Origin of the sequence: Modestobacter sp. DSM 44400 (assembly GCF_900107175.1) — a bacterium.
GTDB lineage: Bacteria > Actinomycetota > Actinomycetes > Mycobacteriales > Geodermatophilaceae > Modestobacter.
Window position 1 is genome coordinate 1 of sequence record NZ_FNOZ01000044.1, and the last position, 25,947, is coordinate 25,947.

Annotated in this window: 24 protein-coding genes and 3 pseudogenes; 11 read left to right on the forward strand and 16 right to left on the reverse strand. The window is 72.4% G+C overall.

All coding sequences use genetic code 11. The features are described from left to right. Positions 1 to 278, forward strand: a pseudogene (locus tag BLW04_RS19935) (IS256 family transposase); the annotation flags it as partial. Between the two features lie 125 nt (positions 279 to 403). Here BLW04_RS19935 and BLW04_RS19940 read toward each other — a convergent pair. Next, positions 404 to 664 (reverse strand): annotated as a pseudogene (locus BLW04_RS19940) (tyrosine-type recombinase/integrase); the annotation flags it as partial. 32 nt (positions 665 to 696) lie between these two features. Here BLW04_RS19940 and BLW04_RS19945 point away from each other — a divergent pair. Beyond that, on the forward strand, positions 697 to 906 hold the full coding sequence (locus tag BLW04_RS19945) for a hypothetical protein (protein WP_091546378.1): 210 nt from the start codon (positions 697 to 699) through the stop codon (positions 904 to 906). A gap of 452 nt (positions 907 to 1,358) precedes the next feature. On the opposite strand, the gene BLW04_RS26975 is transcribed toward BLW04_RS19945, so the two are convergent. The 7 genes from BLW04_RS26975 to BLW04_RS19980 all read right to left on the reverse strand — a co-directional run bounded on the left by BLW04_RS26975 (position 1,359) and on the right by BLW04_RS19980 (position 8,688). Then, positions 1,359 to 1,532, reverse strand: coding sequence for a hypothetical protein (locus BLW04_RS26975; RefSeq protein ID WP_175484160.1), 174 nt, complete (start codon positions 1,530 to 1,532; stop codon positions 1,359 to 1,361). 89 nt (positions 1,533 to 1,621) lie between these two features. Next, positions 1,622 to 2,830 carry an ABC transporter substrate-binding protein gene (locus tag BLW04_RS19955; RefSeq protein ID WP_254781812.1) on the reverse strand — a complete coding sequence of 403 codons (1,209 nt, stop codon included), beginning with the start codon at positions 2,828 to 2,830 and terminating at the stop codon, positions 1,622 to 1,624. 136 nt (positions 2,831 to 2,966) lie between these two features. Then, complete coding sequence (locus tag BLW04_RS19960) at positions 2,967 to 4,211, reverse strand: branched-chain amino acid ABC transporter permease (protein WP_091546386.1); 1,245 nt, start codon at positions 4,209 to 4,211, stop codon at positions 2,967 to 2,969. Further along, positions 4,204 to 5,094: a branched-chain amino acid ABC transporter permease gene (locus tag BLW04_RS19965; RefSeq protein ID WP_091546391.1), complete on the reverse strand. Its 891-nt coding sequence runs from the start codon at positions 5,092 to 5,094 to the stop codon at positions 4,204 to 4,206. Before BLW04_RS19965 ends, BLW04_RS19960 begins: the two co-directional genes overlap by 8 nt. Next, entirely contained in the window at positions 5,091 to 5,981 is an 891-nt protein-coding gene (locus tag BLW04_RS19970; protein WP_091546472.1) for an ABC transporter ATP-binding protein, read from the reverse strand. The genes BLW04_RS19965 and BLW04_RS19970 overlap by 4 nt, the downstream gene beginning before the upstream one ends. Continuing rightward, positions 5,978 to 6,796, reverse strand: a complete 819-nt coding sequence (locus BLW04_RS19975) for an ABC transporter ATP-binding protein (protein WP_091546394.1) — start codon at positions 6,794 to 6,796, stop codon at positions 5,978 to 5,980. The genes BLW04_RS19970 and BLW04_RS19975 overlap by 4 nt, the downstream gene beginning before the upstream one ends. Before the next feature lie 734 nt (positions 6,797 to 7,530). Continuing rightward, positions 7,531 to 8,688 carry an MFS transporter gene (locus BLW04_RS19980; protein ID WP_091546396.1) on the reverse strand — a complete coding sequence of 386 codons (1,158 nt, stop codon included), beginning with the start codon at positions 8,686 to 8,688 and terminating at the stop codon, positions 7,531 to 7,533. Positions 8,689 to 9,009: 321 nt separating this feature from the next. Between BLW04_RS19980 and BLW04_RS19985 the strand changes: the two genes are divergently transcribed. Beyond that, complete coding sequence (locus BLW04_RS19985) at positions 9,010 to 10,023, forward strand: iron-containing redox enzyme family protein (protein WP_091546476.1); 1,014 nt, start codon at positions 9,010 to 9,012, stop codon at positions 10,021 to 10,023. Positions 10,024 to 10,027: 4 nt separating this feature from the next. Here the strand turns inward: BLW04_RS19985 and BLW04_RS19990 are convergent, their stop codons facing one another. The 5 genes from BLW04_RS19990 to BLW04_RS20010 form a co-directional block, all read right to left on the reverse strand. After that, the gene (locus BLW04_RS19990) at positions 10,028 to 10,390 is read right to left on the reverse strand and encodes a CDGSH iron-sulfur domain-containing protein (protein WP_091546399.1); all 363 of its coding nucleotides are present in this window, start codon (positions 10,388 to 10,390) and stop codon (positions 10,028 to 10,030) included. 29 nt (positions 10,391 to 10,419) lie between these two features. Further along, a complete protein-coding gene (locus BLW04_RS19995) occupies positions 10,420 to 11,028 on the reverse strand; it encodes an FMN-binding negative transcriptional regulator (protein WP_254781813.1) in 609 nt (202 codons plus the stop codon). Positions 11,029 to 11,039: 11 nt separating this feature from the next. Continuing rightward, on the reverse strand, positions 11,040 to 14,153 hold the full coding sequence (locus BLW04_RS20000) for a bifunctional [glutamine synthetase] adenylyltransferase/[glutamine synthetase]-adenylyl-L-tyrosine phosphorylase (protein WP_091546480.1): 3,114 nt from the start codon (positions 14,151 to 14,153) through the stop codon (positions 11,040 to 11,042). Position 14,154: 1 nt separating this feature from the next. Next, complete coding sequence (locus BLW04_RS20005) at positions 14,155 to 14,895, reverse strand: type 1 glutamine amidotransferase (protein WP_217631141.1); 741 nt, start codon at positions 14,893 to 14,895, stop codon at positions 14,155 to 14,157. 153 nt (positions 14,896 to 15,048) lie between these two features. Continuing rightward, entirely contained in the window at positions 15,049 to 16,389 is a 1,341-nt protein-coding gene (locus BLW04_RS20010) for a glutamine synthetase family protein (protein ID WP_091546408.1), read from the reverse strand. A 261-nt stretch (positions 16,390 to 16,650) separates the two neighbouring features. Between BLW04_RS20010 and BLW04_RS20015 the strand changes: the two genes are divergently transcribed. The 6 genes and pseudogenes from BLW04_RS20015 (at position 16,651) to BLW04_RS29795 (ending at position 21,411) form a co-directional block, all read left to right on the forward strand. After that, a complete protein-coding gene (locus BLW04_RS20015; RefSeq protein ID WP_091546412.1) occupies positions 16,651 to 17,103 on the forward strand; it encodes a hypothetical protein in 453 nt (150 codons plus the stop codon). A 78-nt stretch (positions 17,104 to 17,181) separates the two neighbouring features. Next, positions 17,182 to 18,066 (forward strand): alpha/beta hydrolase family protein, encoded by an 885-nt coding sequence (locus tag BLW04_RS20020; RefSeq protein ID WP_091546417.1) that lies wholly within the window; start codon positions 17,182 to 17,184, stop codon positions 18,064 to 18,066. Positions 18,067 to 18,244: 178 nt separating this feature from the next. Continuing rightward, positions 18,245 to 20,089, forward strand: coding sequence for an NAD+ synthase (locus BLW04_RS20025; RefSeq protein WP_217631142.1), 1,845 nt, complete (start codon positions 18,245 to 18,247; stop codon positions 20,087 to 20,089). After that, positions 20,086 to 20,916, forward strand: a complete 831-nt coding sequence (panB, locus tag BLW04_RS20030; RefSeq protein WP_091546420.1) for a 3-methyl-2-oxobutanoate hydroxymethyltransferase — start codon at positions 20,086 to 20,088, stop codon at positions 20,914 to 20,916. The genes BLW04_RS20025 and panB overlap by 4 nt, the downstream gene beginning before the upstream one ends. Before the next feature lie 74 nt (positions 20,917 to 20,990). Beyond that, a pseudogene (locus tag BLW04_RS29790) lies at positions 20,991 to 21,227 on the forward strand (ester cyclase); the annotation flags it as partial. 40 nt (positions 21,228 to 21,267) lie between these two features. Continuing rightward, positions 21,268 to 21,411 carry a nuclear transport factor 2 family protein gene (locus tag BLW04_RS29795; protein ID WP_371327808.1) on the forward strand — a complete coding sequence of 48 codons (144 nt, stop codon included), beginning with the start codon at positions 21,268 to 21,270 and terminating at the stop codon, positions 21,409 to 21,411. Positions 21,412 to 21,480: 69 nt separating this feature from the next. Here the strand turns inward: BLW04_RS29795 and npdG are convergent, their stop codons facing one another. Both npdG and BLW04_RS20045 read right to left on the reverse strand, forming a co-directional pair. Then, complete coding sequence (npdG, locus tag BLW04_RS20040) at positions 21,481 to 22,176, reverse strand: NADPH-dependent F420 reductase (protein ID WP_091546427.1); 696 nt, start codon at positions 22,174 to 22,176, stop codon at positions 21,481 to 21,483. An 83-nt stretch (positions 22,177 to 22,259) separates the two neighbouring features. Next, on the reverse strand, positions 22,260 to 22,454 hold the full coding sequence (locus BLW04_RS20045; RefSeq protein WP_091546429.1) for a hypothetical protein: 195 nt from the start codon (positions 22,452 to 22,454) through the stop codon (positions 22,260 to 22,262). 181 nt (positions 22,455 to 22,635) lie between these two features. On the opposite strand from BLW04_RS20045, the gene BLW04_RS20050 reads away from it, so the two are divergent. Together BLW04_RS20050 and BLW04_RS20055 are read left to right on the forward strand one after the other, a co-directional pair. After that, a complete protein-coding gene (locus BLW04_RS20050) occupies positions 22,636 to 23,772 on the forward strand; it encodes a GGDEF domain-containing protein (RefSeq protein ID WP_091546433.1) in 1,137 nt (378 codons plus the stop codon). Between the two features lie 103 nt (positions 23,773 to 23,875). Continuing rightward, positions 23,876 to 25,213, forward strand: coding sequence for a M24 family metallopeptidase (locus tag BLW04_RS20055; RefSeq protein ID WP_091546436.1), 1,338 nt, complete (start codon positions 23,876 to 23,878; stop codon positions 25,211 to 25,213). Here BLW04_RS20055 and BLW04_RS20060 read toward each other — a convergent pair. Then, positions 25,191 to 25,943 (reverse strand): potassium channel family protein, encoded by a 753-nt coding sequence (locus BLW04_RS20060; RefSeq protein WP_091546441.1) that lies wholly within the window; start codon positions 25,941 to 25,943, stop codon positions 25,191 to 25,193. The two genes, BLW04_RS20055 and BLW04_RS20060, sit on opposite strands and share 23 nt — an antisense overlap. Positions 25,944 to 25,947 lie beyond the last annotated feature (4 nt).

Below are 25,947 nucleotides of genomic sequence, written 5' to 3' on the forward strand. Positions count from 1 at the left end.
GCCTGGACGTGCCCCCGACGCTGGCCCGCACGCTGCGCTCGACCAACGCCATCGAGAGCATGATCTCCATCTGCCGGAACCACTCGGCCAACGTCAAGCGCTGGCGCGACGGGCAGATGGCGCTGCGCTGGTGCGCCGCCGGCATGGTCGAGGCCGGCAAGCAGTTCCGCCGCGTCAACGGACACCTACACCTACCCAAGCTTCGCGCCGCGCTCGACGCCGAGATCGCTGGAACTGTCGGCTCCACCGTGCAAGATGAGGAGGTCGTCGCAGCCTGACGCACAACGGACCGCCACCGAAGTTCTACGGAACTCGGGACAACCTCTACTACGACCTCTGAGGTCTTTGCTCGCCTGGCCTGCGCTTCTAGGTAGCGCCTACCCCGTCAGTCCCCAATCCGTACTCAGCCCGGGACGCCAACCGCACCAACGGCGGCCCGGGCTGACTCGTCGCTGTCCGGCCAGAGATGGCCGTAGGTCTCCAAGGTGGTCTCGGCACTGCCGTGTCGGAGCCGGTGCTGAACGACCTTCACGTCCAGGCCGCTTCCGATGAGCAGCGACGCCAGATAGTGCCGGAGGTCGTGAAGCCGGAACCCCTCGGGAAGGCCCGGAATCTTCGGTCGCGCCGCCCGCACGGCCCGCTCGATCGCCCAGGTCGACGTCTTTGCTGCGCGACGCCGGGGGGCCCGGAGGCCAGGTGAAGCTGGTCACTGCCTACGACCACCACGCCTGCCCGGTCCTGGGTCAGGTCGCCGTGGTCGGCGGCGATGAGATCACCGCCCTGCCCAAGGTCGTGGGGACACTGCCCGGCCTGGCCGGCAGCGTGGTGACCGCGGACGCCTTGCACTGCCAGGACTCCCACGCGAACTGGATCGTCGACGCCGGCGGGCACTTCGTGTTCACCTGAGGACGCCTCCCAGGTCCAGACCGGGCACGCACCGCAGAACCTCGCCGCGCTCCGCGACCTCGTGATCAACCTGTTCCGGCTCGACGGACGGGACAACATCACCGCCGCCCACCGGCACTACACCCGATCAGCCCCATCTCATCGGTCCCACATCGGCGGCAGCATGATCAGCACTACGGCCTGCGCAGCTCAGACCGCCATTCAGGACTTTGCAGACACCCAGGCGGCGATCGAGTTTGCCCAGCACTCGGTGGCCGAGGAGGCCGGGGGCTGTCCCGCGTGCAGGATCGAAGCCGCTGCAGCCACCGCCTGCGCAACGCGGTCAGCGGCCGTGGCACCGGGATCAGCAGCGCCGTCCGTGAATGACGGACAGGTCATCGCAGCCGGTGGCCAGCCACGCACTATCGCCGCTGACTCGATGGCGACGCAGGCCATTATCCGGGGAGGTCCCGTCACCCCCGCCGGACGACGAACGCCGACGTCAGCGCCGTGGCCAGCGCCGTGGCCCAGCAGCGCGCTCGGTTAACCGATGCGGGGCGCAGCCAGCGCCAGCAGAACGGGACGACCAGTCCGGAGTAGGCCATGTTGCGCTCGGGGAACCGGTGCATCGGGTCGTGCCCGGCCACGGGCACAGCCCTCCGGCCGGCCGGTATGCCTGCGAACGCAGACCGGCTCCTCCCCGCGCGGGGAGGAGCCGGTCGTCCAGCGTGGGAGATCAGGAACCGGGCTTGAAGTTCTTGACGTCGTCGCCTTCCTGCGCCTCGGTTATCGCCTTCGCTCCACCGGGGCCGTCAGTGGGCTGCAGGATGAAGCTCTGCTGGCTCGGGGACTCGCCGGGCTGGACGCTGAAGTCCAGCGGCACGGCCAGGCCGTCGGTGTCGACGTCGCTGAGCGACTGCTTCGCCTTGAGCACCCCCTCTGGGGTCAGGTCGCCGCTTTCACACGCCTTCTCGAGGATCTGGTCCATGACGACCGCGTCCGCGTAGCCGTGGACGACTCCCAGGCTCGGTGTGCCACCGGGGAACTGGTCCGTGTACTTCTTGAGCAGCTCCGGCTGCTTGTCGAACGTGGTGACCGGGGATGCGATGAACAGGTGGTCCTTGAGCACCTGGCCGGCCGGGCTGTCCAGCAACCCCGGAGCGAACACCGGGTTGTTGCCCAGGATCGGCACGGTGAGCCCGACCTGGTTCGCGACGGCGGCGGCGGACGCGGTCTGACCTGGCGCCACGGTGAGCAGGATCGCGTTGACGCCGTCGGCCTTGAACTTGGTGACCACCGAGCTCATGTCGGCGTCGGTCGCCTTGATCTGTGCCTCGTCGACGGTCATGTTGTGCTGGCTGGCGAAGTACTTCGACCCGGCGAGGCCGTTGGCGCCGTACTCGCCCTCGAAGTAGATGTGACCGAGCTTGTCACCTTCCTTGATCAACCCCTGCTGGAGCAGGTAGTCCAACCCGTTGATCATCTCGACGTCGTAGGTCGTGCCGACAACGGCGTTCCCCGGCGGGACGGTGAGGTTGCGCGCCCACGCCTCCGGGATGTTGACCATGTTGTCGGCTGTCATCTGGTCGGCGAGCGCAGTGTTGATCGGCGAGCCGATCGTGTGCTGCAGCGCGAGGACGCTGTCCTTCATGCCGCCGTAGAGCTGCACCGCCTGCTGGACGTTGTAGCCGTGGTCCTTGACATTGAGCTCGACCTTGTACTTGTCGCAGACGCCACCCCCGGCGTTCACGTCGTCCCAGAAGAGCTTCTGCGCGTTCGTGACGTCCTTGCCCAGCGCGGCGAAGACGCCGGAGAGGTCGGTCAGCACGCCCAGCGTGAGCGTGTCCCCGTCGATGCCCCGGCCGGTCTTGACGTCACCACCGCTGGCGTTCGCGTCTCCGCCGCCTCCGCTGTTGTCGGGGGCCTTCGTGCTGCAGCCGCTCACCGTGGCAACGGTCGCGGCGAGAAGCAGTGCTGCCGCTCGGGTACGTGGTCCAACTGTCATGAGTGGCTCTCCTTGAGGTCGTTCGTCGGACTGGGTGCGTCGGAAGGGGACGGATCCGCTGATCCAGAGGGGTAGGTCAGGAGGATTGCGTCGGTCTGTCCTCCGTCTTCTGGGCGGGGGCGGCCCCCTGCGCCGGCTCACCGGGAGTGAACGCGGTGACCTCACCCGCTGGGCGACGGGGACGGCGGAAGCGCTGCGGTAGACCGGCCAGGCCGGAGGGCTGGAAGAGCAGGATAAGGATCACCGCGGCGCCGTAGAGGAACCGCGCGGCCTCGCCGGCCACGATGCCGCCTTCACCCACGCCGGCGACGAAGGGCAGGCTGTCGGCGTACTGCTGGAAGACCAGGGGCAGCGCGGCCACCATGACCGCGCCGAGTGCGGCTCCACCCACCGAGCCGAGACCGCCCAGCACGATCATCGCGAGGAACTGGACAGAGACGGCGAGGGAGAAGGACTCCGGGGCGATGCTGCCCACCGACAGCGCGAACATGACCCCGGAGAGCCCGGCGTACATCGAGGAGACAAAGAAGGCCCGGGCCTTGTACGCCTGGACGTTCACCCCCATGACGGCCGCCGCCACCTCGCTGTCCCGCAGCGTCTGCATCGCCCGGCCGGGACGGCTGCGGATGAGGTTGCGGGCGAAGACGTAGGAGACGGCGGCCAACGCGAGGCCGAGGTACCACAGTCGTTCGCTCTGCCCGAAGGGGACGCCGAGCACGGCCAGGTAGGGCTTGTCCGCGTCGCTGAAGGAGAAACCGAAGAACGAGAAGCCCGGGGCGGATCGACCGTTGAAGCCGCCGGTCACCGATGTCCAGGTGTTGAGGACGTGCTCGCCGATGAAGACCAGCCCCAGGGAGGCGACGCCGAGGTAGATCCCCCGGAGCCGTGCGGCGAGCGGACTGAACAGCAGCCCCGCGATCCCGGCGGCCAGCACGGCCAACAGCCCACCGACCACGGGCGGCAGCGCGAGCCCGCCCACCTTCGTGGTGAAGCCGCCGGGAGAGCCGGACAGATAGGTGTAGGTCGTCGCGCCGACGGCCAGGAAGAACGCATGAGCCAGGGACAGCTGCCCGGTCGTCCCGACCAGCAGGTTCAGCCCGATGGCCCCGACGATGGCGCCGAACACGACGAACCCGGTGCGCAGCCAGAACTCGTTGACGTAGAGGGGCAGGGCGAGCAGGACCACGAGCAGGGCTGCCCAGACGACCGCTTTGAACACGGTCCCCGCGGTGCGTCCGCCGCGGCCATCCGCGGTGACCGCACCTGTCGGGGCGGCAGGGGACGAGGCGGCCGCCGGCGAGGACGTGACGACGTCAGACACGGGTCAACTCCCGGGTGCCGAAGAGTCCCGACGGGCGGACCAGCAGGACCGCGATCATGACGACGTAGGGAACGACGGAACCGAAGCCACGGCCGAGGAACGCGAGCTGATCCTGGTAGCCGGTGGCGAGGGACTCGGCGACGCCGATGAGCAGGCCGCCGACGAGGGCGCCACCGGTCGAGTCCAGGCCGCCGAGGATGGCCGCGGGAAACGCGCGCAGGGCGACGGCCGCCACCGCCGGGGTCACCCCCGGGGTCGGCGACCCGACCAGGAAGAGCCCGGCCACGGCGGCGAGGACCCCGCCGACGACCCAGGCCAGCGCGCTGACCCGACCGAGCCGGATGCCCATGAGTGCCGCCGCCTCACCGTCCTCGGCGGCGGCGCGCATCGCCACCCCCCAGTTGCTGTACTTGAAGGCGGCGAAGAACGCCGCGATGAGGACGGCGGCGACCACGATCGCCAGCGCGCGGTTGGCGGTGATGCCCACCGATCCCAGGTGCAGGACTTGGCCACCCCAGGGGTGGTTGATGTTCAGGATGTCCGGGCCGATGAGCCGGGTGAGTTCGGTGATCAGCACGATGTCCACGCCGATGGTGAGGATGGCCAGGCTGATGACAGGGGCTCCGCGCATCCGGGCCAACAGCAACCGGTCGACCAGCAGGCCCAGGATGCCGGTGATGGCGATACCGGCGAGGGCACCCCCCCAGAACCCGAGAGGATCTTGAAGGCGGACGATCGAGTAGGCGCCGACCAGCAGCAGCGAGCCATGCATGAAGCTCACGACCTCGCTGGACTTGAAGATCACGACGAAGCCCAGGGCGATCAGGGAGTAGATGACGCCCAGGGAGATGCCGTTGAGCAGCAGGGACAGGAACTGCGTCACGAAGTCCGCTCCTCGTCTGATGGGAAGGGGGGCTCGGAATCGGCAGCGGCATCGTCGCCGGAATCGTCACCGGCCCCGAGGTAGGCCCGGATGACCTCAGGGTCGGCCTGGACCTCGACCGGCGTCCCGTCGGCGATCCGGCGGCCGAAGTCGAGGACGGTCACGCGGTCGGCGATGCCCATGACCATGCCCATGTCGTGCTCGACCAGGACGATGGTGATGCCCAGCGCGTCCCGGATCTCGAGCACGATCTCGGCCATCCGCTGCGTCTCGTCCGCGTTCATCCCCGCGACCGGCTCGTCGAGCAGCAACACCTGTGGCTCGATGCACAAAGCACGCGCCACCTCGACCCGCTTCTGGTCGCCGTAGGACAGCACGCCGACGGGGGTGTCCAGCTTGTCACCGAGGTCCAGGAAGGTCGCGATCTCCCGGACGCGCTCGGTGTGCCGACGTGCCTCGCGGGTCGCCCGCGGTAGCCGCAGGCCGGAGGACAGGAACCCCGCCTTCGTCAGGTGGTGTCGACCGAGGAGCAGGTTCTCGGTCACCGTCTGCGTGCCCGACAGCGCGATGTTCTGGAAAGCCCGTGCGATGCCCAGATTGGCGATCCGGTGGGGCTCCATGGAGGTGAGCATCGCGTCGCCATAGCGGACCTGGCCGGAGCTGGCCTTGTAGATCCCCGACAGCACGTTGAACATCGTCGACTTGCCGGCGCCGTTCGGTCCGATGACGGCGTGGATCGTGCCGGGCGCGACGGAGAAGGACACGTCCGCGAGAGCACGGACCGCCCCGAAACGGACGCTGATGTCCTCGACCTCGATCGGCCGCAGCTCCGGCTGTGCACCGGCGTCACCCGGCGCCGGCGCCCCCACTGCCGTGGCACCGCTCATGCCGACCACCGGGACAGCGTGCGCGTCGTCCTGGGCGGGTTGGTGGCTGAGGCGCCCGTGTCGACCGGACCGTGCTCGGACTCCTCGGTGGCACCGTGTCCCAGATACAGCCGCTGCACCGCGTCGGTCGCGGCCAGCTCGGCGGCGGGGCCGTTGAGCGACACCTTCCCGATGTCGAGGACGAACGCCGTGTCGGCGACGGCGAGAGCCATCGTGGCGTTCTGCTCGACCAGCAGGACCGCCGTCCCCTGCCGGTGGATCTCCCGGATGACCTCGCCGATCCGGCCGATCATCTGCGGGGCCAGGCCCAGCGACGGCTCGTCCAGCAGCAGCAGCTTCGGGTTGGCCATCAGGCCACGGCCGATCGCGAGCATCTGCTGCTCACCGCCGGAGAACAGCCCGGCCCGCGACGAGCGCCGGTCGGCGAGCACCGGGAAGAGGTCGTACACCCGGCGCTCCGCCGTGGCCTTGGCAGCCCGGTCCCGGGAGCCCAGCCCACCGGCGCGCAGGTTCTCCTCGACCGTGAGCCGGGTGAAGATGCGCCGGCCCTCGGGAACCTGGACGATCCCCATCCCGACGATCTGGGCAGGGTCCTTGCCGGCGAGATCGGTGCCGTCGAAGGTGATCGAGCCGCTGTCGATGCGCCCACGGTGCAGCCGCAGAGTGCCGGAGGTGGCCCGCAGCAACGTGGTCTTGCCGGCACCGTTGCTGCCCAGCACGGTGGCCACCTGCCTGTCGGCCACCTCGAGGTCGGCTCCGCGCAGAGCGCGGACCGTACCGCCGTAGGTCACGTGCATCTCGCGTACCGAGAGCATGCTCCTCCTGACCGAGATGAGGGGACGGGAGCCGGACCGGCTACCGGGGCGGCGATGAGTCAAACAAACGATGCGACGGGTGTCACAGGACGGGCCTGACTGTTATGCCAGCGTTACCTGACCCCGTCAGGTCAAGGCCGCCGGTCTTGACATGGTGGTACTGACCGGCGCACCGGTCAACTGGCCTTTGCTGCTGCCTCCATGCGGTCCCAGGGTGTGGATGTGCCGGTCCTGGCGGCACTCCGGTCTCGCGCCGGCCCGCTCCAGGGCCTGCCGCGGAGACGATCGAGACGAACTTCTACCCCCCCTCGCCGGGGTCGTCCCTGCGACGCGAACCCCGACCTGCTCGAGAAGTACCCGGCGGCCTACCCCGACGTGAGGCCAGCCTCGGCGGGGTGGTCGGCACCGGTATGAGTGAGCTGATGAAGCAGGCGCTCGACTCCGCCGCGACCTGACCCGGCAGGGCCTGCTCAACGCCTTCGAGGACCTGACGGAGGTCGACACCGGTGGCCTCGCCGTTCCGATCCGCGGCTTCGAGCAGGGCAAGTCGTCCGCTGCACAGCTTCGTCCTCCAGCCCGCTGACGTGCCCGGTGGCGCCCGAGGTCGTGGCCGAGGCCGCCGAAGGGTGAGTTCACGGCGGACATCGCCGGCCGACCTGAGCAACGCGGCGGCGCCTCCTTCCCTCCGGGAGGACAAGCCGTCGAGCTGCCCGGGGATCGTCAGGAGGACCGAGCTACAGTCGGCGGCGCCGGGCGACCGGCACGAGGCGGACGGCGAGCAGCCCGGTCAAACCCGACGCCACCGCCAGTGGGAGCGAGGCGGAAGTCGCCCGCGCCGCGGTGGCCGTCAGGAATGGCGCGGCGAAGCCGACGTAGGCGCAGGCGAGGAACAGCGATGTCAGCGCTCCGCGGCGGGTCACCGGGGCGAGCCGGGCGGTGAGCGTCAGCCCGGCTGCCAGGCACAGTCCACTCGCCGAGCCCAGCAGCGGCGCGGCGGCCAGCAGCCACGGCAGCGCCCCGGTGGCCGCGAACGCAGCGGCGGAACCGAAGCCCGCTGCGCCGAGTGCTGCACCGACGACGGCCGTCCACGGGCCTAGCCGGCGCTGCTGGCCCGCGACGAGCGTGCCGGCGCCGAGCGTGACGCCGGCGAGCACGCCCAGGACGGCCACCCTGGGGCCCGGCAGGTCGACGAGCAGCGGAACCGCGGAGATGACCGTGGAGGGAAAGGCGTAGACGCACACCGCCACGGGAGCGAGCACGGTCAGCACCAGCCAGCCGTCACCGGACCGGATCAGCGGCACGGCGGGCACGCGGGCCCCACCCCTCCGGTCGCGCGGTACGACGGCAACGGTTTCTGGCAACCGGGTGGCCAACGCCAGCCCCCCGACGGCCAGTGCGGTGTGCACCAGGTACGGCAGGACGGTGGGCGCGGGAGCCCACTGCCCCAGCAGCCCGCTCGCGAGCGGGCCCAGTGCGAAGCCTGCGGTCATGGCGAACGCCGCGCGCCGCCCGCCCGCCCCCTCCCCGGAGGCCAGCGACAGCTCACCTACCCAGGCACTGCCCACGCTGAAGACGACGCCGCTCACGACGCCCTGCAGGAACCGTGCCGCGAACAGCAGCTCCAGGGACCCGCCGGCGGCGGCGAAGGCCAGCGAGGCCAGCGCCGACAGGGCGATCCCAGGGATGGCCACCCGGCGGCGGCCGAGCCGGTCGGACAGCGGGCCAGCGAGGAACAGTGCAGGCACCAGGCCGGCCGCGTAGCTGCCGAACAGCGCAGTGAGGACCACCGGCGACAGGTGGAGGCGCACCTCGTAGACGAGCAGCAGGGGCGTCGGGACGTTCGTGCCCGCCGCGACGGCGAACAACGCGAACACCGCCCGCCTCCAGGTCACCGGCAGACCCTACGGACCGGTCCCCGGACGGCGGGCCGTGGTGCGACGACCCGACCGCCGACGACCATGACGACGGCCGCGCCGGGCAGGTAGCCCAGAGGAGCGGGCTCGCGGCCGCCGAGGCGAAGAAGAAGATCACGCACCAGGCGATCGTCTGGGTCGCTGCCGTCAGCACGTCGGCCTGGAAGGGCCAGCGGGGCTCCCGAGAGTAGGTAGGTCCCGGCGATCATCCTTTTGCGGCCGATGGTGCCACCGCCGCCGGTGCAGCACCTCACCCGACCGCCCGGTTCGGGCCGGCGCCACCGGGGCATCATCGGGACCATGCAGCTTCCCAAACCGCGGGGCCCGCTGAGCACCGCGCTGTGCGCCGACCTGGCCGGCGGCCGGACCCTCCGCGAGGCCACCTTCGCTGCCGCTCACGCGCTGGTGGCGGCGGCGACCGACCCGCTGACCGACGACGACCTGCAGCTGAGCCTGGCCATCTGCTACGAGCTGCACTACCGCGGCTTCGACGAGGTGGACGACGACTGGGAGTGGGACCCCGAGCTGCTGCGGCTGCGCGCCCTGCTCGAGCAGCGGCACACCGCGGCGCTCTGCGCCCTGGTCACCCCCGTCGAGGTGACCGACGCCCCCGTCGACCAGCAGCTCGCCGCCGTCATCGCCGCGGACGACGGGCCCTCGTTGTCGCGGTACCTGGCCAAGCACGGCACGGTCGAGCGCTGGCGCGAGTACCTGACGCTGCGGTCGGTCTACCACCTCAAGGAGGGCGACCCGCACACCTGGGCGATCCCGCGGATCGGCGGTCGGGCCAAGGCCGCGATGGTGGAGATCCAGGCCGACGAGTACGGCGGTGGGTCCCCCGGCCGGATGCACAGCCAGCTGTTCGCCGGCCTGATGCGCGACCTGGACCTGGACGACGGCTACGGCGCGCTGTGGGACCTCGCGCCCACGGTGGCGTTCACGTCGGTCAACACGATGTCGCTGTTCGGGCTGCACCGCCGCTGGCGGGGCGCCTGCCTCGGCCACCTGGCGGCGGTGGAGATGACCTCCTCGGAGCCGAGCCGCCGTTACTCGCTGGGACTGCGCCGGCTGGGCTTCGGCGAGGGCACCACGGTGTTCTACGACGAGCACGTGGAGGCCGACGCGGTGCACGAGCAGATCGCCTCGGTCGACATGTGCGGATCGCTGGTCGCCGAGGACCCGACGCTGACCGCCGACGTGCTGTTCGGCGCACAGTGCTCGCTGGCCATGGACGGCCTCGCCGCCGACCATCTGCTGGGCGCCTGGAAGGCCGGCCGGTCGGCGCTGCACGGCGAGCGGTCGCTGGCCGCCTGAGGGATCAGCCGGCCGCCGGGTCCGTGCTTTCCGGGCCGGGCTGGTCGAACGACCGGGGGATCCGCGCGGCCGGCCGTGGGCTGGCCGGGCCGCTGGCCGCGGAGAAACCGGTCCGCTTGTGCGTGCCGTCGCAGAACGGCTTGATGCCCGACTTGCCGCACCGGCACAGCGCCACGGTGCGCCGTCCCGGGTCGATCTCCACACCGTCGGTGTCGACCAGCCGGAAGTCCCCGCGGACGATGAGCGGCCCGTCCCGGTAGGGCGTGATGGTCGCCGCGCCCGCGCCGGTCGGTGCAGGGTGGCCGGCATCCTCGGCCGCGAAGGTCGCGTCCGAGACGGTGTCCTCAGCGGGGTCGGGGGCGGTCACCCCGGCATCCTGCCCGGGTGTGGTGCCGCTCAACCTCTCCCCCGCGCCTGCTCGACCGCGGCCGCCGTGGCGTCCGCGCCGTCGGCCAGCAGACCGGTCACCACCCCGTCGACGTCGGCGTGCGGCCGGTTCTGCGACAGCTTCCACTTCGCCTCGACCCGGGAGATGCGCACCTCCACGCCGACGATCGCCCGCAGCTGGCCGGCGACGAACCGCTCGGGGGCGTCGTCCACCGACCAGGGCACGGCCCGGTCCCGCTCGTGTACGTCGGTGAGCCGGCGGACGTGGTCGGCCAGCCAGCCGGCGTCCTCGTGCGTCACCAGCTCGCCGTGCGCGTGGGCGACGACGTAGTCCCACGTCGGGACCACCCGGCCGTGCTCGACCTTGCTGGCATACCAGGACGGCGACACGTAGGCGTCCGGACCGCGGACGATGACCAGCACCGGACCCACCGTGTCCCGCCACTGGGTGTTCGTGCGCGCCAGGTGACCGACCAGCGTGCCGGCGGCCGGGTCGTGCAGCATCGGCAGCGTCGTCGCGGTCAGCCCGGCCGGGGTGCTGCTGACCAGTTCCACCGCGCCCGGGGTGGCGAGCAGTTGGGCGAGGGCGTCGTCCGGTGCGGCGAAGTGGGCAGGCACATACACGACGTTCAACCCCCCGCGGGTCGGTCGTAGAAGACCCGCTCGACGACCGCCCGGGCGTGCCGGGTGACCCGCCGGTAGTCGTCGAGGAACGCACCGGGGTCCATGTCCGGCCCGTATCCGCAGGCCCGGGCCACGCCGCTGAGCTCGAGGCCCTGCCGGGGCAGCTGGTCACCGGGTCGACCACGGACGAGGAACACCGCGTTGCGGGCCCGGCTGGCCAGCTGCCAGGCCGCCTGCAGCGCGGTGGCCTGCTCGGCGTCCAGCAGCCCGGCCCCGCGCAGCTCGGTGAGCGCTCCGATGGTCGAGGTGACCCGTAGCTCGGGGACGCGGTGCGCATGCTCGAGCTGCAGCAGCTGGACCGTCCACTCGACGTCGGCCAGCCCGCCGCGGCCGAGTTTGGTGTGCGTCGCCGGATCGGCGCCGCGGGGCAGCCGCTCGCTGTCGACCCGGGCCTTGATCCGGCGGATCTCGGCCACCTGCTCCGGCGTCAGCCCCGCGGCGGGATAGCGCAGCGGGTCGACCAGGTCGACAAACGCATCGCCCAGCTCCTCGTCGCCGGCGACCGGCTCGGCGCGGAGCAGCGCTTGCACCTCCCAGGTGGAGACCCAGCGCGTGTAGTACTCGCCGAACGCGCTGAGACTGCGGGAGAGCGCACCCTGCCGCCCCTCGGGGCGCAGGTTCGCGTCCACCTCGAAGGCCGGGTCGGGAGCGGGTTCGCCGAGGAGCCGGCGCAGCGTGTGGGCGATCGCGTTCGCCGCGGCGTTGGCCCGGGCGTCGTCAGCGCCGGCGCGGGCGCGGTGCACGAACAACACGTCGGCGTCCGACCCGTAGCCCATCTCGGCCCCGCCGAGCCGGCCCATCCCGATGATCGACAGGTCAACCGGCACCTCTGTGGCGGACACCCCGGCGTCGGCGGCCCAGCTGCGCACCGCGGCGTCCAGGCCGGCACGCAGCGTGGCCACGGCGACGTCGGACAGGGCCCGTCCCACCTGCAGCACGTCCAGCCGGCCGAGCAGGTCGGCGCAGGCAATGCGCAGCAGCTCCTGGCGGCGCAGCGAGCGCAGCACCTGCACGCCCGCCGACGGGTCGCCGGCCCGGGCCACCGCCTGCCGCCACGCCGAGGACAGCGACTCGGCGCTGCGGGGCTCCAGCTGCGCGTCGTCGGCCAGAATGCGCATCGCCTCGGGGGTGCGGGTGAGCAGCCCGGCGACGTACTGGCTGGAGCCGAGCAGCACCGCCAGCCGCTCGGCGGCCTGCCCCTCGTCGCGCAGCAGCCGCAGGAACCACTGATCGTTGCCCAGCGCCTCGCTGACCTGCCGGTAGGCCAGCAGCCCGGCGTCGGGATCCGCGCAGCCGGCGAAGGTCTGCAGGAGCACCGGCAGCAGGTAGCGCTGCATCTTCGCCGAGCGGGACAGCCCGCCGGTCAGCGCAGTGAGGTGGCGCAGAGCGCCCTCGGGGTCGGCGAAACCCAGCGCCCGCAGCCAGTCGCCGGCCGCCTTCAGCCCCAGCGCCAGCTGCTCCCCGGGCACCCGGGCCACCGAGGAGAGCAGCGGTCGGTAGAACAGCTTCTCGTGCAGCCGGCGAACCTCGCGGGTGTGCAGCGCCAGCTCCGCGCGTAGGACGGCGACCGCGTCACCCCGCTGGTCGGGCTTGTAGCCCAGCGACCGGGCCAGCCAGCGCAGCTGGTCGGCGTCCGTGGGCAGCAGGTGCGTGCGCCGCAGCCGCAACAGCTGGAGCCGGTGCTCCACGGTGCGCAGGAAGCGGTAGGAGGCGATCAGGGTGGCGACGTCGTCCCGGCCGACGTAGCCGCCTCCGCCGAGCACCGTCAGCGCCGGGATGGTGCCGCCGACCCGCAGGGAGACATCGCCCCGGCCGTGCACCAGTTGGAGCAGTTGCACGCTGAACTCGACGTCCCGCAGGCCGCCGCGGCCCAGCTTCAGCTCCCGATCGGCTTGTGCGGCCGGGATGTTCTGCTCCACCCGGCGGCGCATCGCCTGGATCTCGGCGACGAAGCCGGGGCGGTCACCGGCCTTCCACACCATCGGCCACAGGGCGTCGACGTATTCCCGGCCCAGCGCCGGGTCACCGGCCACCGGCCGCATCTTCAGCAACGCCTGGAACTCCCAGGTGCTGGCCCACTGCTCGTAGTAAGCCGCGTGCCCGGCCACCGTGCGGACCAGGCTGCCGGCCTTGCCCTCCGGGCGCAGCGCCGCGTCGACCTCCCACGCCGCCTGGCCGCAGATGCGCATCAGGGCCCCGGCCACCCGCGTCGCGCTGGCCACCGCCGCCGCGTCGTCCGCCCCGGCGTCCACCGGCTCCGCGACGAAGACGACGTCGACGTCGCTGACGTAGTTGAGCTCCCGGCCGCCGCACTTGCCCAACCCGATGACCGCCAGCCGGCAGGGCGCGGCCCCGGCGGGCTGCTCGGCGACGGCGAGCGCCAGCCCCGCGGTGAGGACGGCAGCGGCGATGTCGGCCAGCTCGCTGGCGACCTCGTCGGCCAGCAGCCCGTCGCCCAGGTCCCGGCCGGCCAGGGAGAGGACCGCCCGCTGGTAGGCCAGCTTCAGGGCCCGTACCCGGGGCGGGTCCGCGTCCGGTGCAGCGCTGCCCAACCGGACGCCCCAGGGCGGGTCGTCGGGATCAGCGCCGACCGCCTCCAGCATCTGCAGCTCCAGGCCCTGCGCGGTGGGACGGACCGCGCCGCGGCCGTCAGCGTCCAGCGCCGTCCAGTCGGCGGGGTTGGCCGCCAAGTGGTCGCCCAGCCCGGCGCTCGCGCCGAGCACCGCCAGCAGCCGGGCGCGCAGCGGAGCCGAGCCGCGCAGCCGGGCCAGCAGCTGGGCGGCCGACCCGCCGGCCGGGTCGGCGCTGTCCAGGGCCTCCACCAGCCGGGACAGCGAGCGGACGGCGAGGTCGGGGTCACCGGTCCGGGCCAGGGCGGAGACGACCGGGGCGGCCTCGGGGTCGGCCGGCTCGTTGCGCTCGAGGTCCCAGAGGCCGACCTCGGGGTCGGACAGCAGCCGGGCGGCGCGGGCACCGTCGTGGAAGCCCAATCGGGCCAGCCGGACGACGGCCCGCCGCGGCACCTCGTCCGCGGCGGCCACCTCGGGCGTCACGGCCACGTCAGCCGCCCGCGGCCCGGGCACCTGCCCGCGCGCGCACCAGCGCGGCGAACCGCCCGGCGAACGGCGCCCAGATCTCGGCCAGATCGGGGTGTACGGCGGCGGCGCGGGCGCAGACGGTCTCCAGGTCCAGCCCGCTGCTGGCCACCCCCACCGGGTCGCCCTCGGCCCACTGGCGCACCAGCGGCTCGTCGGTCTCGATGTGGAACTGCAGCCCGTAGACGTGCTGCCCCACCCGGTAGGCCTGGTTCGGGTAGGCGGGGTTGCTGGCCAGCAGGGTCGACCCCGGAGGCAGCCGGTCGATCTCGTCGTGGTGCCACTCGAGCACGTCCGGCGACAGCGGCAGCGGGCCGAACACCGGGTCGGCGTCGGCGGCGTCGCGCTTGGCGACCAGCGTCGCGCCGACCTCGGGACCGTCCGCGCCAACCCGGGTGCTGCCGCCGCCCACCTGGGCCAGCAGCTGCGCGCCCAGACAGATCGCCAGGGTGGGAACGTCGGCGGCCAGCGCCTGACCGAGCAGGTGCCGCACCCCGACGAGCTCGGGAGAGACCTCGGCAGAGTCCAGCGAGGACTGCGGCCCACCCAGCACCAGCAGGCCGTCGTGGCCGGTCAGGTCCGCAGGCAGCGGCTCTCCGGTGGACAGCCGGCGCTCGTCGAGCTCCAGCCCGGCGTCGCTGAGCCACTCCCCCAGCCGGGTCGGCGGGTCGGTGTCGGATGGGACGACGACGAGCAGGCGGGCCACGTCGTCCAGCGTAGTGAGCGCCGCCCGCCGCCGTGCTGGGACCGGAACGGCCCTCCTGCAGGGGCCCGCCGCGAGCATGTGACGGGCTGGAACGGCCCTCCTGCAGGGGCCCGCCGCGAGCTTGCGAGCGGTGGGGGGCAGGAGGGTCCTTCTTCAGAGGCCGGGCAGGTAGCGCTTCAGCTCGAACGGGGTGACGTTCTGCCGGTAGGAGTTGAACTCCTCCCACTTGTTGCGCAGGAAGAAGTCGAAGACGTGCTCGCCCAGCGTCTCGGCGACCAGCTCGCTGCCCTGCATCGCGGTCAGCGCCTCACCTAGGGAGACCGGCAGGTCCTCGTAGCCGGCCGCGCGCCGCTCGGTGTCGGTCAGCGACCAGACGTCGTCCTCGGCCTCCAGCGGGAGCTCGTAGCCCTTCTCGATCCCGCGCAGCCCGGCGGCCAGCAGCACCGCGAAGGTCAGGTAGGGGTTGCAGGCGGAGTCCGGCGAGCGGACCTCGACCCGGGCCGAGTTGCCCTTGTTCGGCTTGTAGGAGGGCAGCCGCACCAGCGCCGAGCGGTTGGCCCGGCCCCAGGTCGCCGCGGTGGGCGCCTCGGTGCCGGCCAGCAGCCGCCGGTAGGAGTTGACCGTCTGGTTGGTGACCGCGGTCATCTCCCGGGCGTGCACCAGCAGCCCGGCGATGAACTGCTTGCCCGTGGTGGACAGCCGCATCGGGTCGGCCGGGTCGGAGAAGGCGTTGCGGTCGCCCTCGAACAGGGACAGGTGGGTGTGCATCGCCGAGCCGGCCAGCTCGGTGAACGGCTTGGGCATGAAGGTGGCGTGCACGCCCTGGGCCAGCGCCACCTCCCGGACCACGTGCCGCAACGTCATGATGTTGTCGGCCATCGACAGCGCGTCGGCGTAGCGCAGGTCGATCTCCTGCTGGCCCGGGGCGACCTCGTGATGGCTGAACTCCACCGAGATGCCCATCGCCTCCAGCGCGAAGACCGCCTCGCGGCGGAAGTCGTGCGCCACGTCGTGCGTGGACAGGTCGAAGTAGCCGCCCGTGTCGGCCGGCTCCGGCGGGCTGCCGTCGGTGGGGAGGTCCTTGAGTAGGAAGAACTCCACCTCAGGGTGGGTGTAGAAGGTGAAGCCCATGTCCGCGGCCTTGGCCAGCGAGCGGCGCAGCACGTGCCGCGGGTCGGCCCAGGACGGCGAGCCGTCGGGCAGCGTGATGTCACAGAACATCCGCGCCGTCTCGCTGGCCTGACCCCGGGTGGCGGGCAGGACCTGGAAGGTGGCCGGGTCGGGTTTGGCGAGCATGTCGGACTCGTAGACGCGGGCGAAGCCCTCGATCGCCGAGCCGTCGAAGCCGATGCCCTCCGCAAACGCCGCCTCGATCTCGGCCGGGGCCACCGCCACGGCCTTGAGATAGCCCGAGACGTCGGTGAACCACAGCCGCACGAAGCGGATGTCGCGCTCCTCCAGAGTGCGCAGGACGAACTCCTGCTGGCGGTCCATGCTCGCCATGATCCTGTCCCCCTGTGTCCGGCGTGTTAGGGCACCTCACAGCCTCCCCCGCCGACACGTCGTCCCGCGACGCGTGGTCATCCGACAAGTCCACAGAAAGCCGTCGTAGCGCTCCGACTGTTCACGCGCAGTGACGGCCTGTGGCGTTCCGCAATCGGCAGGTGCCATTCAGATGATTCACAGCCCGGTTGTGGGTAGCGCCGCCGCATCGCCGACCCGATGGGCGGTTCGGCACGAGGCAGGGGAACCCTTGTGCGCGATCCCTTCCAGCAACCCCGCTCCCGCCGAACGGCACTGTTCGGCGCGGCGGTGATCTTCGGCGCCACCGCCGTGGTCGCGCCGTCCGCAGCGCAGGCCCGAGCGACCACGGCACCGGCCGAGCCGAGCACGGAGATCGTGAGTGTCCCGATCAGCTTCAAGGTCCAGAACGTCAACCGGACGCCGATCCCCCGCCAGGCCGACGGGGAGACCTACACCGTCCGCGGGCATGTGTGGGCGCCGGCCGAGGCGGCAACCGACCTCGACCACGACACCGCGACCCTGTACCTGCACGGCCTGGGTCTCGGCGAGTTCTTCTGGACCAACCCGGACGTGCCCGGCTACGACTTCGCCGCCCAGCAGGCGCGGGACGGGCACATCTCCGTGGTCGTCGACCGCCTCGGCTACGACGACAGTGACGACCCGCCCGGCAAGGAGATCTGCTAGGTCGTCATCGCCGGGCACTCCGTCGGCGGGCTCATCGTCGAGGCCGAGGCCGAGGCGTTCGGGGACGTCGACGGCGTGATGGCACTGAGCTACTCGGACAAGGTGACCTCGCAGTTGCTGGCCTTCGTCAACGCTTTCTTCTACCGACCGGGAGCCGACCCCGACGTCGTGGCGGCAACCACCGCACTGCGCAATCTCGACCCCTGCGGCGACGTGCTCAGCTACATGTCCGCCGTGCAGTCCAACATCGAGCATGCCTCCGAGGTGAAGGTGCCGATCCTGTTCGCCGGTGGCGAGAAGGACGCCCTCTACCCGCAACCGGCGGCCGTCCAGGCCCAGGCCGACCTCTTCTCCAACGCGCCGACGGAGACCGCCACCTTCCCGGCCACCGGCCACGCGCTCCTGCAGCACAAGACCGAGCAGCAGGTCCAGGAACGGCTCTCACAGTGGCTGGACGACCACGGCTTCGGACCGCCGGAGCGCACCCGCGCACCGCAGATCCCGCAGGTGCACGTGGTCGACCTGGCACCGCTGAACGGCTCCGGGGTGCACGGCAAGGCGATTCTGATCCAGCGAGGAGGCCAGCTCCGAGTGATCATCATCGCCCGGGGGCTGGAGCCGGGGCAGCCGCACGCCCAGCACATCCACGGCCTGGACGGCGACACGAACGCGGTCTGTCCTTCGCCGGACGCCGCCGACCAGATAGCGGGGCTCCCCCAGGAGGCCAGTGACCCGGATCGGTTCATCTCCCTCGAGGAGGGGCAGCCGTCCTATGGCCCGGTCCTGCTGCCGCTGACCCCGTTCCCTGACGCCGCACCGGTCGGCATCGTCACCTACCACGAGACCTTCCCGGTCTCGGGTGACCTGTCCGACCTCTCCGACGAGGTCGTCGTCCTGCACGGTCTGACCCTGGACGGCGGGTACGCAGCGAGCGTGCCGGTGGCCTGCGGCCAGATCGACTGACAGTTCTCGCTGCACGTGCGGGGGAGGTCCGTCAGCGACGGACCGCCCCCGCACTCCAGCATCCGGGAGGCATCGGCGGGAGAGTCTCGGGGGAGGCGTGCGCCGCGCCCGGCGGTGGCGGTCAGCGCCCAGCCGCCCCGCCTGGCCACGGGGCCCGGGCGACGACGAGACTGCTCGGGTGAGCGATCAGCAGCACATACGGCAGTTGCGGGTGGCCCTTGCCCAGGTCGACACACGCGTCGGGGACCTGGCCGGGAACGCCGGGCTGGTGCGCGACTGGACCGCCCGGGCGATGCAGGCCGGCGCACACCTGGTCGTCTTTCCGGAGATGACCCTGACCGGCTACCCCGCCGAGGACCTCGTGCTGCGCGAGTCCTTCGCCCGGGCCAGCGAGCAGGCGCTCGTCGAGCTGGCCGCCACACTGGCGGATCAGGGGCTCGGACAGACGGCCGTGGTGGTCGGCTACCTGGCGCACACCGAGGGCTCCGGCCCGGCACCGGTGGACACGGCGCCGACCGACGCCGACGACGTCCCCAACGACGCCAACCCCCGCCACGGCGCCCCGCGCAACGCCGCTGCCCTGCTGTACGACGGCGAGGTCGTCGTCCGCTACTACAAGCGGCACCTGCCCAACTATGGCGTCTTCGACGAGGCCCGCTATTTCGTGCCCGGCACCGAGCTGCCCGTGGTCCGGCTGCACGGCGTGGACGTGGCCCTCACCATCTGCGAGGACCTCTGGGTCGAGGGCGGCCCCTGCGGCGTCGCCGGGCAGGCCGGGGTCGACCTGGTAGTTTCCCCCAACGCCTCGCCCTACGAGCGGGCCAAGGACGACGTCCGGCTGCCGCTGGTCCGCCGCCGGGCCGCCGAGGCGCGGGCACCGATCGTCTACTGCAACCAGGTGGGCGGCCAGGACGAGCTGGTCTTCGACGGCGACTCGCTGGTGGTCGCCGCCGACGGGGAGCTGCTGGGCCGCGCACCGCAGTTCGTCGAGCACCTGATGACCGTCGACCTGGCACTGGACACCGCCGCCGTCCCCGAGCGCCGGGAGGGCCGGATCGGCCCGATGACCGTCACCCGCCACCTGCTGGGCAACGACCCGCTGCCCGCCTTCGACCCGCGACCGGGCAGGATCGCCGAACCGCTCAGCGACCTCGAGGAGGTGTGGCGGGCCCTGGTCCTGGGGCTGCGCGACTTCATCGACAAGAACGGCATGCCCTCGGTCGTGCTGGGGCTGTCCGGCGGCATCGACTCGGCGATGGTCGCGGCGCTGGCCGTCGACGCGCTGGGTGCGGACCGGGTGGTCGGGGTGGGGCTCCCCTCGGAGTACTCCAGCGAGCACTCGCTGACCGACGCCGCCGACTCGGCGGAGCGACTGGGCATCCGCTACTCCGTCGTCCCGATCGCCCCGATGGTGGAGGCCTACCGGGCAGCGGTGGAGCTGTCCGGCGTCGCCGCGGAGAACCTGCAGGCCCGGGTGCGCGGCACGCTGATGATGGGGCTGTCCAACCAGCACGGTCACCTGCTGCTGGCGACCAGCAACAAGAGCGAGGTGGCTGTCGGCTACTCGACGCTCTACGGCGATGCGGCCGGCGGTTTCGCCCCGATCAAGGACGTGCCCAAGACACTGGTGTGGGCGCTGTCCCGGTGGCGCAACGAGCGCGCCCGCACCCGCGGCGAGGCCGAGCCGATCCCGCAGAACTCGATCGACAAGCCGCCGTCGGCCGAGCTCGCGCCCGGTCAGCAGGACAGCGACTCGCTGCCCTCCTACGAGGATCTGGACGCCGTCGTGGCCGACTACGTCGACCGAGACCTGGGCATGGCCGAGCTGCTCGAGCGCGGCCACGACCCGGCGGTGGTGGCCCAGGTGCTGCGACTGGTCGACATGGCCGAGTTCAAGCGCCGGCAGTCGGCGCCGGGAACCAAGATCTCGCTGAAGGCGTTCGGCCGTGACCGGCGCCTGCCGATCACCAACCGCTGGCGGGAGACCCTGCCCAGCGTCCGCGAAGGGGCGGGGCAGTCGTGACCGAGTCAGTGCTCTACGGCGGGCAGTCCTCCGCCCGCGTGCGGGTGCACCACCTACAGCAGGCCAAGGCCCGCGGCGAGAAGTGGGCCATGCTCACTGCCTACGACACCTATGCCGCGTCGGTGTTCGAGGAGGCCGGCATCCCGGTGCTGCTCGTGGGCGACTCCGCGGGCAACGTCGTCCTGGGGCACACCTCGACCGTGCCGGTGACGGTCGAGGACCTGCTCGTGCTCACCAAGGCGGTCACCCGCTCCACGAAGCGCGCGCTGGTCGTGGCCGACCTGCCCTTCGGCAGCTACGAGGCCTCGGCGCAGCAGGCGTTCGCCACCGCCGTCCGGATGATGAAGGAGGGCGGCGCCCAGGCGGTGAAGCTGGAGGGCGGCGCCCGGGTCGCCCCGCAGATCCGGCTGCTGGCCGAGAACGGCATCCCGGTGATGGCGCACATCGGGTTCACGCCGCAGAGCGAGCACGCCCTCGGCGGCTTCCGGGTGCAGGGGCGGGGTGCGGGGGCCGAGCAGTTGCTGGCCGACGCGCACGCCGTCCAGGACGCCGGTGCGTTCGCCGTGGTGATGGAGATGGTGCCCGCCCAGATCGCCGGTCAGGTGACCAAGGAGCTGGCCATCCCCACGGTCGGGATCGGCGCCGGCGCCGACTGCGACGCCCAGGTGCTGGTCTGGCCGGACATGGCCGGCCTCACCGGCGGTCGCGTGCCGAAGTTCGTGAAGAAGTACGCCGACCTGCGCGGGCAGCTGCTGGAGGCCGCCCGGGAGTACGCCAGCGAGGTCCGCGAGGGTGTGTTCCCCGGTTCCGAGCACTCGTTCGAGTAGGCGCCCTCCCGGCGGTGGGCCGGTCGGTGCCACGCTGGTGCATGGGCATCGACACGAAGGCCGTCGTACGGCGGATGGTCGACGAGTGCGTCAACGCCGACCGCGCGGAACTGCTGGACCGTTACGTGCCGCCCGGCGTCCGAGTGCACCCCGGGACACCGGGCACCGCGTCGGACACGGTCGGCCTGGACGAGCTGAGCGCGGCGTTCCGGGGCTTCCACACCACCTTCCCCGACCTTTCGCATCACGCCGGAGAGATGGTCGCCGAGGGGGACCTCGTCGCCGCCCGCTGGACGGGCGACCGGCACCCACTCGGCCGAGCTGGCCGGCATCCCCGCGAGCGGGACGGCGGTGCGCTGGGCAGGCACGGACCTTCACCGGTTCACCGACGGGAAGATCGTCGAGTGGTGGCGCAACGACGACTTCTTGTGGCTGCTGAATGAGCTCGAGGGAACGGTGCTCGCCGCCCCCAGCGCCCCGTCGACCGAGGCATAGGAAGCTCTCCACCCGGTCTGCGCGCCAGAACCGGGTGGAAAGGATCCTTTGCCTGGGGACGGCGCCTTCTCACACGTCGGTGACGCGGATCCCGGCGTGCACCTTGTACCGGCGGTTGACCGACACCAGGTTGATCGTCAGCGCCTCGACCTGGCGGGCGTTGCGCAGCCGGCCGGCGTAGACCCCGCGCATGCCGGGCAGCCGGCCGGCCAGGGCCTGCACCAGGTCGGTGGCCTCGCGGACGTCGCCGACCACCATCACGTCGCCCTCCAGCGTGGGCTTCGAGACGTCCTCCAGGGTCACCGCCGACAGGTGGTGGAAGGCGCCGACCACCGAGCTGTCGGGCAGCAGTGCCGCCGCCTGCTGACAAACGCTGCCCTCCTCGACGTCCAGCACGTAGGCGCCCAGCTCGTCGAAGCCCATCGGGACGACGCAGTCGACGACGACCTTGCCGGCCAGCGGGGTGGCGAGTTCGGCCAGCGTCGCACCGTGCCCGTCGAAGGGGACGGCGACGATGACCAGGTCGGCGGCGCCGGCGACGTCGGCGTTCGACCCGCCCTGCACGGACACCTCGACACCCCCAGCGGCGGCGGCCGCGCGGACGGCGACCTCGGCGGCGACCTGCGAGGCCCGCTCGGCGTCCCGGGACCCCAGCAGCACCCGCTGACCCGCGGCCGCCAGCCGGACGGCCAGCCCGCGGCCCTGTGCCCCGGTCCCCCCGAGCACGCCGACCACCAGCTCCTCGACCGCGCGTCCGTCGCCCATGACGTCTCCCGTTTCCCCTGCGGCCCCGAGTCGGACCGGCACTGTGCCGATCATGCCCCGGCCCGCCGGGGCGGCCGTGGGGATCAGTCGCTCGAGCCGCCGCGCTCCCAGGCCCGGTCCTCGGCGTCGGCCCGCTCGTTGCGCTCGGCCACCTTCTGCAGCGCCTCCTCGGCCTCGGCCTGGGTGGCGAAGGGACCGAGCCGGTGCCGTTCGGCACAGCCGTCACGGGTCTCGACCGTGTGGTGCTTCAAGCAGTAGAACCAGGGTCCCTCGGCCACGGGGGCCTCCTCTCTCGGTGCGTGCGCGGTCCAGCCTCGCACCGCAGCGTCGGGGCCGCAGCGTCCGCGTCGCCCGTCCGCGCCGCCCGAGGCCGGAGCGGAACACCCGACCGGGCTTCACACCACGCACAGCGCGCACAGGAGCACCCCACGACCCGCGTGCACAGGGCATATTGCTGCCATGTTCTGGGCAGACTCGCCGTTGCGGGGTCAGAACGACGCTCCGGTGGGGTGGTCCCTGGCGGGGGTCACCCGCGCCGTCCGGGATGGTGACGACCGGCTGACCGCCTGCTGCCTGGCGGTGCTGCTGGGCGTCGGGGCGGCGCTGGGCGGGCTCAACCTGTTCATCGACGGGGTGCTCCAGGACGGCGCCTACCGGGTGGTCTACGCCGCCACCATGCTCATGCTTCTCGCCCTCGGCGGAGTCTTGGCGGTCCGGCAGCGCGCCGGGCAGTCGGAGGCTGCGGTGCTCGTGGTGATCGGCGACGCGGTCTACGTCGTCGTGGCAGTGACCACGACCGACCCGCTGCTGTACGCGCCGCCGCTCATGCTGCTGTTCTGCTGTGTCGCCGCGGCCTGGTTCCTGGGACCGCGAATGCTCACCGTGCACATGCTGCTCGTCGTCGTCGCCTGCGCGGCGGCGCTGGCGGGCAGCTACCCCGACCGGGCTGCGCTCGCCGTCCAGGTGGTCGTGAACTCCGCGGTGCTGGACCTCGTGACGGTGGGGATCTTCCTCCTCCGGCGGCGGGTGGAGCGGCTGCTGGACCACACCCGGGCGCTGTCGTCCACCGATCCGCTTACCGGCCTGGCCAACCGGCGCTGGCTGGTCGAGCAGGCACCGCGCCTGTGGCGCCAGGCCCGGCGCGACGGCCAGCGGGTGGCCGCGCTGGTGCTGGACCTGGACCACTTCAAGCGGCTCAACGACGCCTTCGGTCACGCCACCGGCGACCAGGTGCTGCGGGTCGTGGCCGAGGCGTTGTCGGCGACGGTGCGACCCAGCGACGTGCTGGCCCGCACGGGCGGTGAAGAGCTGGTGGTGCTGGGGCTGGTCAGCGACCCGGCCGAGGCTCGCCGGCTGGCCGAGCGGCTCCGCCTGGCGGTGTCGACCAGCTGCGCGGCGCAGTCGGTCACGGCCTCCATCGGGGTCGCGCTGGTCCGGCCGGTGGGCGACGAGGACCCGACCGACGGGCTGTGGCGGCTGGTCGACCGGGCGGACGTGGCCATGTACGAGGCGAAGCAGGGCGGCCGGGACCGGGTCTCGATCGCAGCCGGAGTGTCCGTGCCCCGCCCCCGCGACCGCAGCGTGGGCAGCTCCTGAGTCCGCCGGTCCTGAGTCCGCCGGTCCTGAGTCCGCCGGTCCTGAGCCCGCCGGTCGCAGCCGTCGAGGGGTGCGCCGGGCGCAGGTCTGCTTTCCTGCCTGCATGACCACCTCCGCCGCCGCCCGGCTGCTGGACCAGAACCCCGCGGATCCGACCCGGACGGTCCCGCTCCCCCTCCGGGAGCAGGCCGAGGTGCGGGACCGGTGGCTCAGCCAGCGTCTGCTGGAGCTGCTGCCGGGCCTGATGGACCGCGCCGGCATCGACCTGTGGGCGGTGCTGGGCCGGGAGTACAACGAGGACCCGGTGCTCCGGACGCTGCTGCCGGCTAACTGGCTGTCGGCCCGGCGGCGCACTGTCCTGCTGTTCCACCGCAGCGACGACGGCGTGACGGCCGCGGCGGTCTCCCGCTACCCGGTGGGCCAGTTCCTGTCCGCCTGGGAGCCCGACGAGGCCCCCGGGCTGTCGGCCGAGGAGTCGCAGTGGGCGGCACTGCGCCGCTTCGTCGATCAGGCCGCACCACGCACGATCGGGGTCGACGTCTCCCCCCTCTTCGCGCACGCCGACGGGTTGTCGCACACCGAGCACGGGCTGCTGATGGCCGCGCTCGGCCCACACGCCGACCGGGTGGTCTCCGCCGAGGCGCTGGCGGTGGGTTGGCTGGAGGTGCGGCTGCCCGAGGAGATCGCCGCCCTGCACGCGATGAACCGCCTCGTCCACCAGGTGATCGACGAGGCCTACTCCCCCGCTGTGATCACCGTCGGGCAGACCACGGCCCTGGACGTCGCCTGGTGGATCCGGCAGCGGTTCGCCGACCTGGGCGTCGACGGCTGGTTTCAGCCGACCGTCGGGCTGCAGCGGGCCGGAGCCCCGCTGGCCGACGAGCGCGGCACCGTGCTGCCCGGGGTGCCCTACGACGCTGTCATCTCCCCCGGCGACCTGGTGCACTGCGACGTCGGGCTGGCCAGCCTCGGCCTGACCACCGACACCCAGCGCAACGGCTACGTGCTGCCGCCCGGCGAGGCGGCCGCCCCGGCCGGGCTGTCGGCCGCGCTCGCCGTCGGCAACCGGATGCAGGACCTCACCACGGCGGCGCTGCGGCCAGGGCGCACGGGGGACGAGGTGCTGGCCGCCGCCCGGGCGGCGGCGGCCGAGGCGGGCATCGACGGCGACGTCTACTCCCACCCGGTGGGCGTGCACGGCCACGGCGCCGGCCCGGCGATCGGCATGTGGGACCAGCAGGACGGCGTGCCCGGCGCGGGCTCGGCGCCGGTGCACCTGGACACCGTCTACGCGCTGGAGCTGTGCGTGCGGATGCCGGTGGCCGAGTGGAACGGCCAGCTGGTCCGGATGGCGCTGGAGCAGGGCATCGCCCTCACCGCGGACGGCGTGGAGTACCTCGACGACCGGCAGACCGAGCTCATCCTGATCCCGTCGTCCTGACGGCGGACAGCTCCGCCCGCAGCGCCCGCACCTCCTCGGCCAGCTCGCGCACCTGGCCCAGCAGGGCGGCGTCGTCCCGGACGTCCTGCTGGGCCTGCGCCGCCTCGGCGACCCGCCCGACGAACCAGGAGGCGACCGACGCGGTCACCACCCCGAGCAGAGCGATGCCGCTGAGCATGAGCAGGACCGCGACCAGGCGGCCTTCCGCGGTGACCGGGTACTGGTCGCCGTAGCCGACGGTGGTGATGGTGGTGAGCGCCCACCAAACGGCATCGCCGTAGTTGTCCATGGTCGCGCCGGGGGCGCCGCGTTCGGCGTCGTAGGCGGCGAGGGAGGCCATGAAGACGACCAGGGACGCGGCCAGGGCGGTGTAGCCGGCGACCCGGCCGTGCAGGCTGGCGGTCAGCTTCCGGTCGAGGACCCGGGCGACGCGGACGAGGCTGATGATGCGCAGCGGGCGCAGCAGCGGCAGCACGACGGCCAGGCCGTCCAGCCAGTTCCGCTGGACGAAGTCCCACCGCCGGTCGGCCAGCGCCAGCCGGACGAGGTAGTCGAGGCCGAAGACCGGCCAGGTCGCGACGGTGACCACGGCCAGCGTTGTCCGCAACCAGCCGGGCAGGTCCGGCTGCAGCACCTTCCAGGCGTAGGCGGCGACGAAGAGCACCGCCAGGACGACGAGGGGCCACTGGCTGGCCGCCTCGTAGCGGAGCCGGAGCTGGTCTCGGAACACGCCC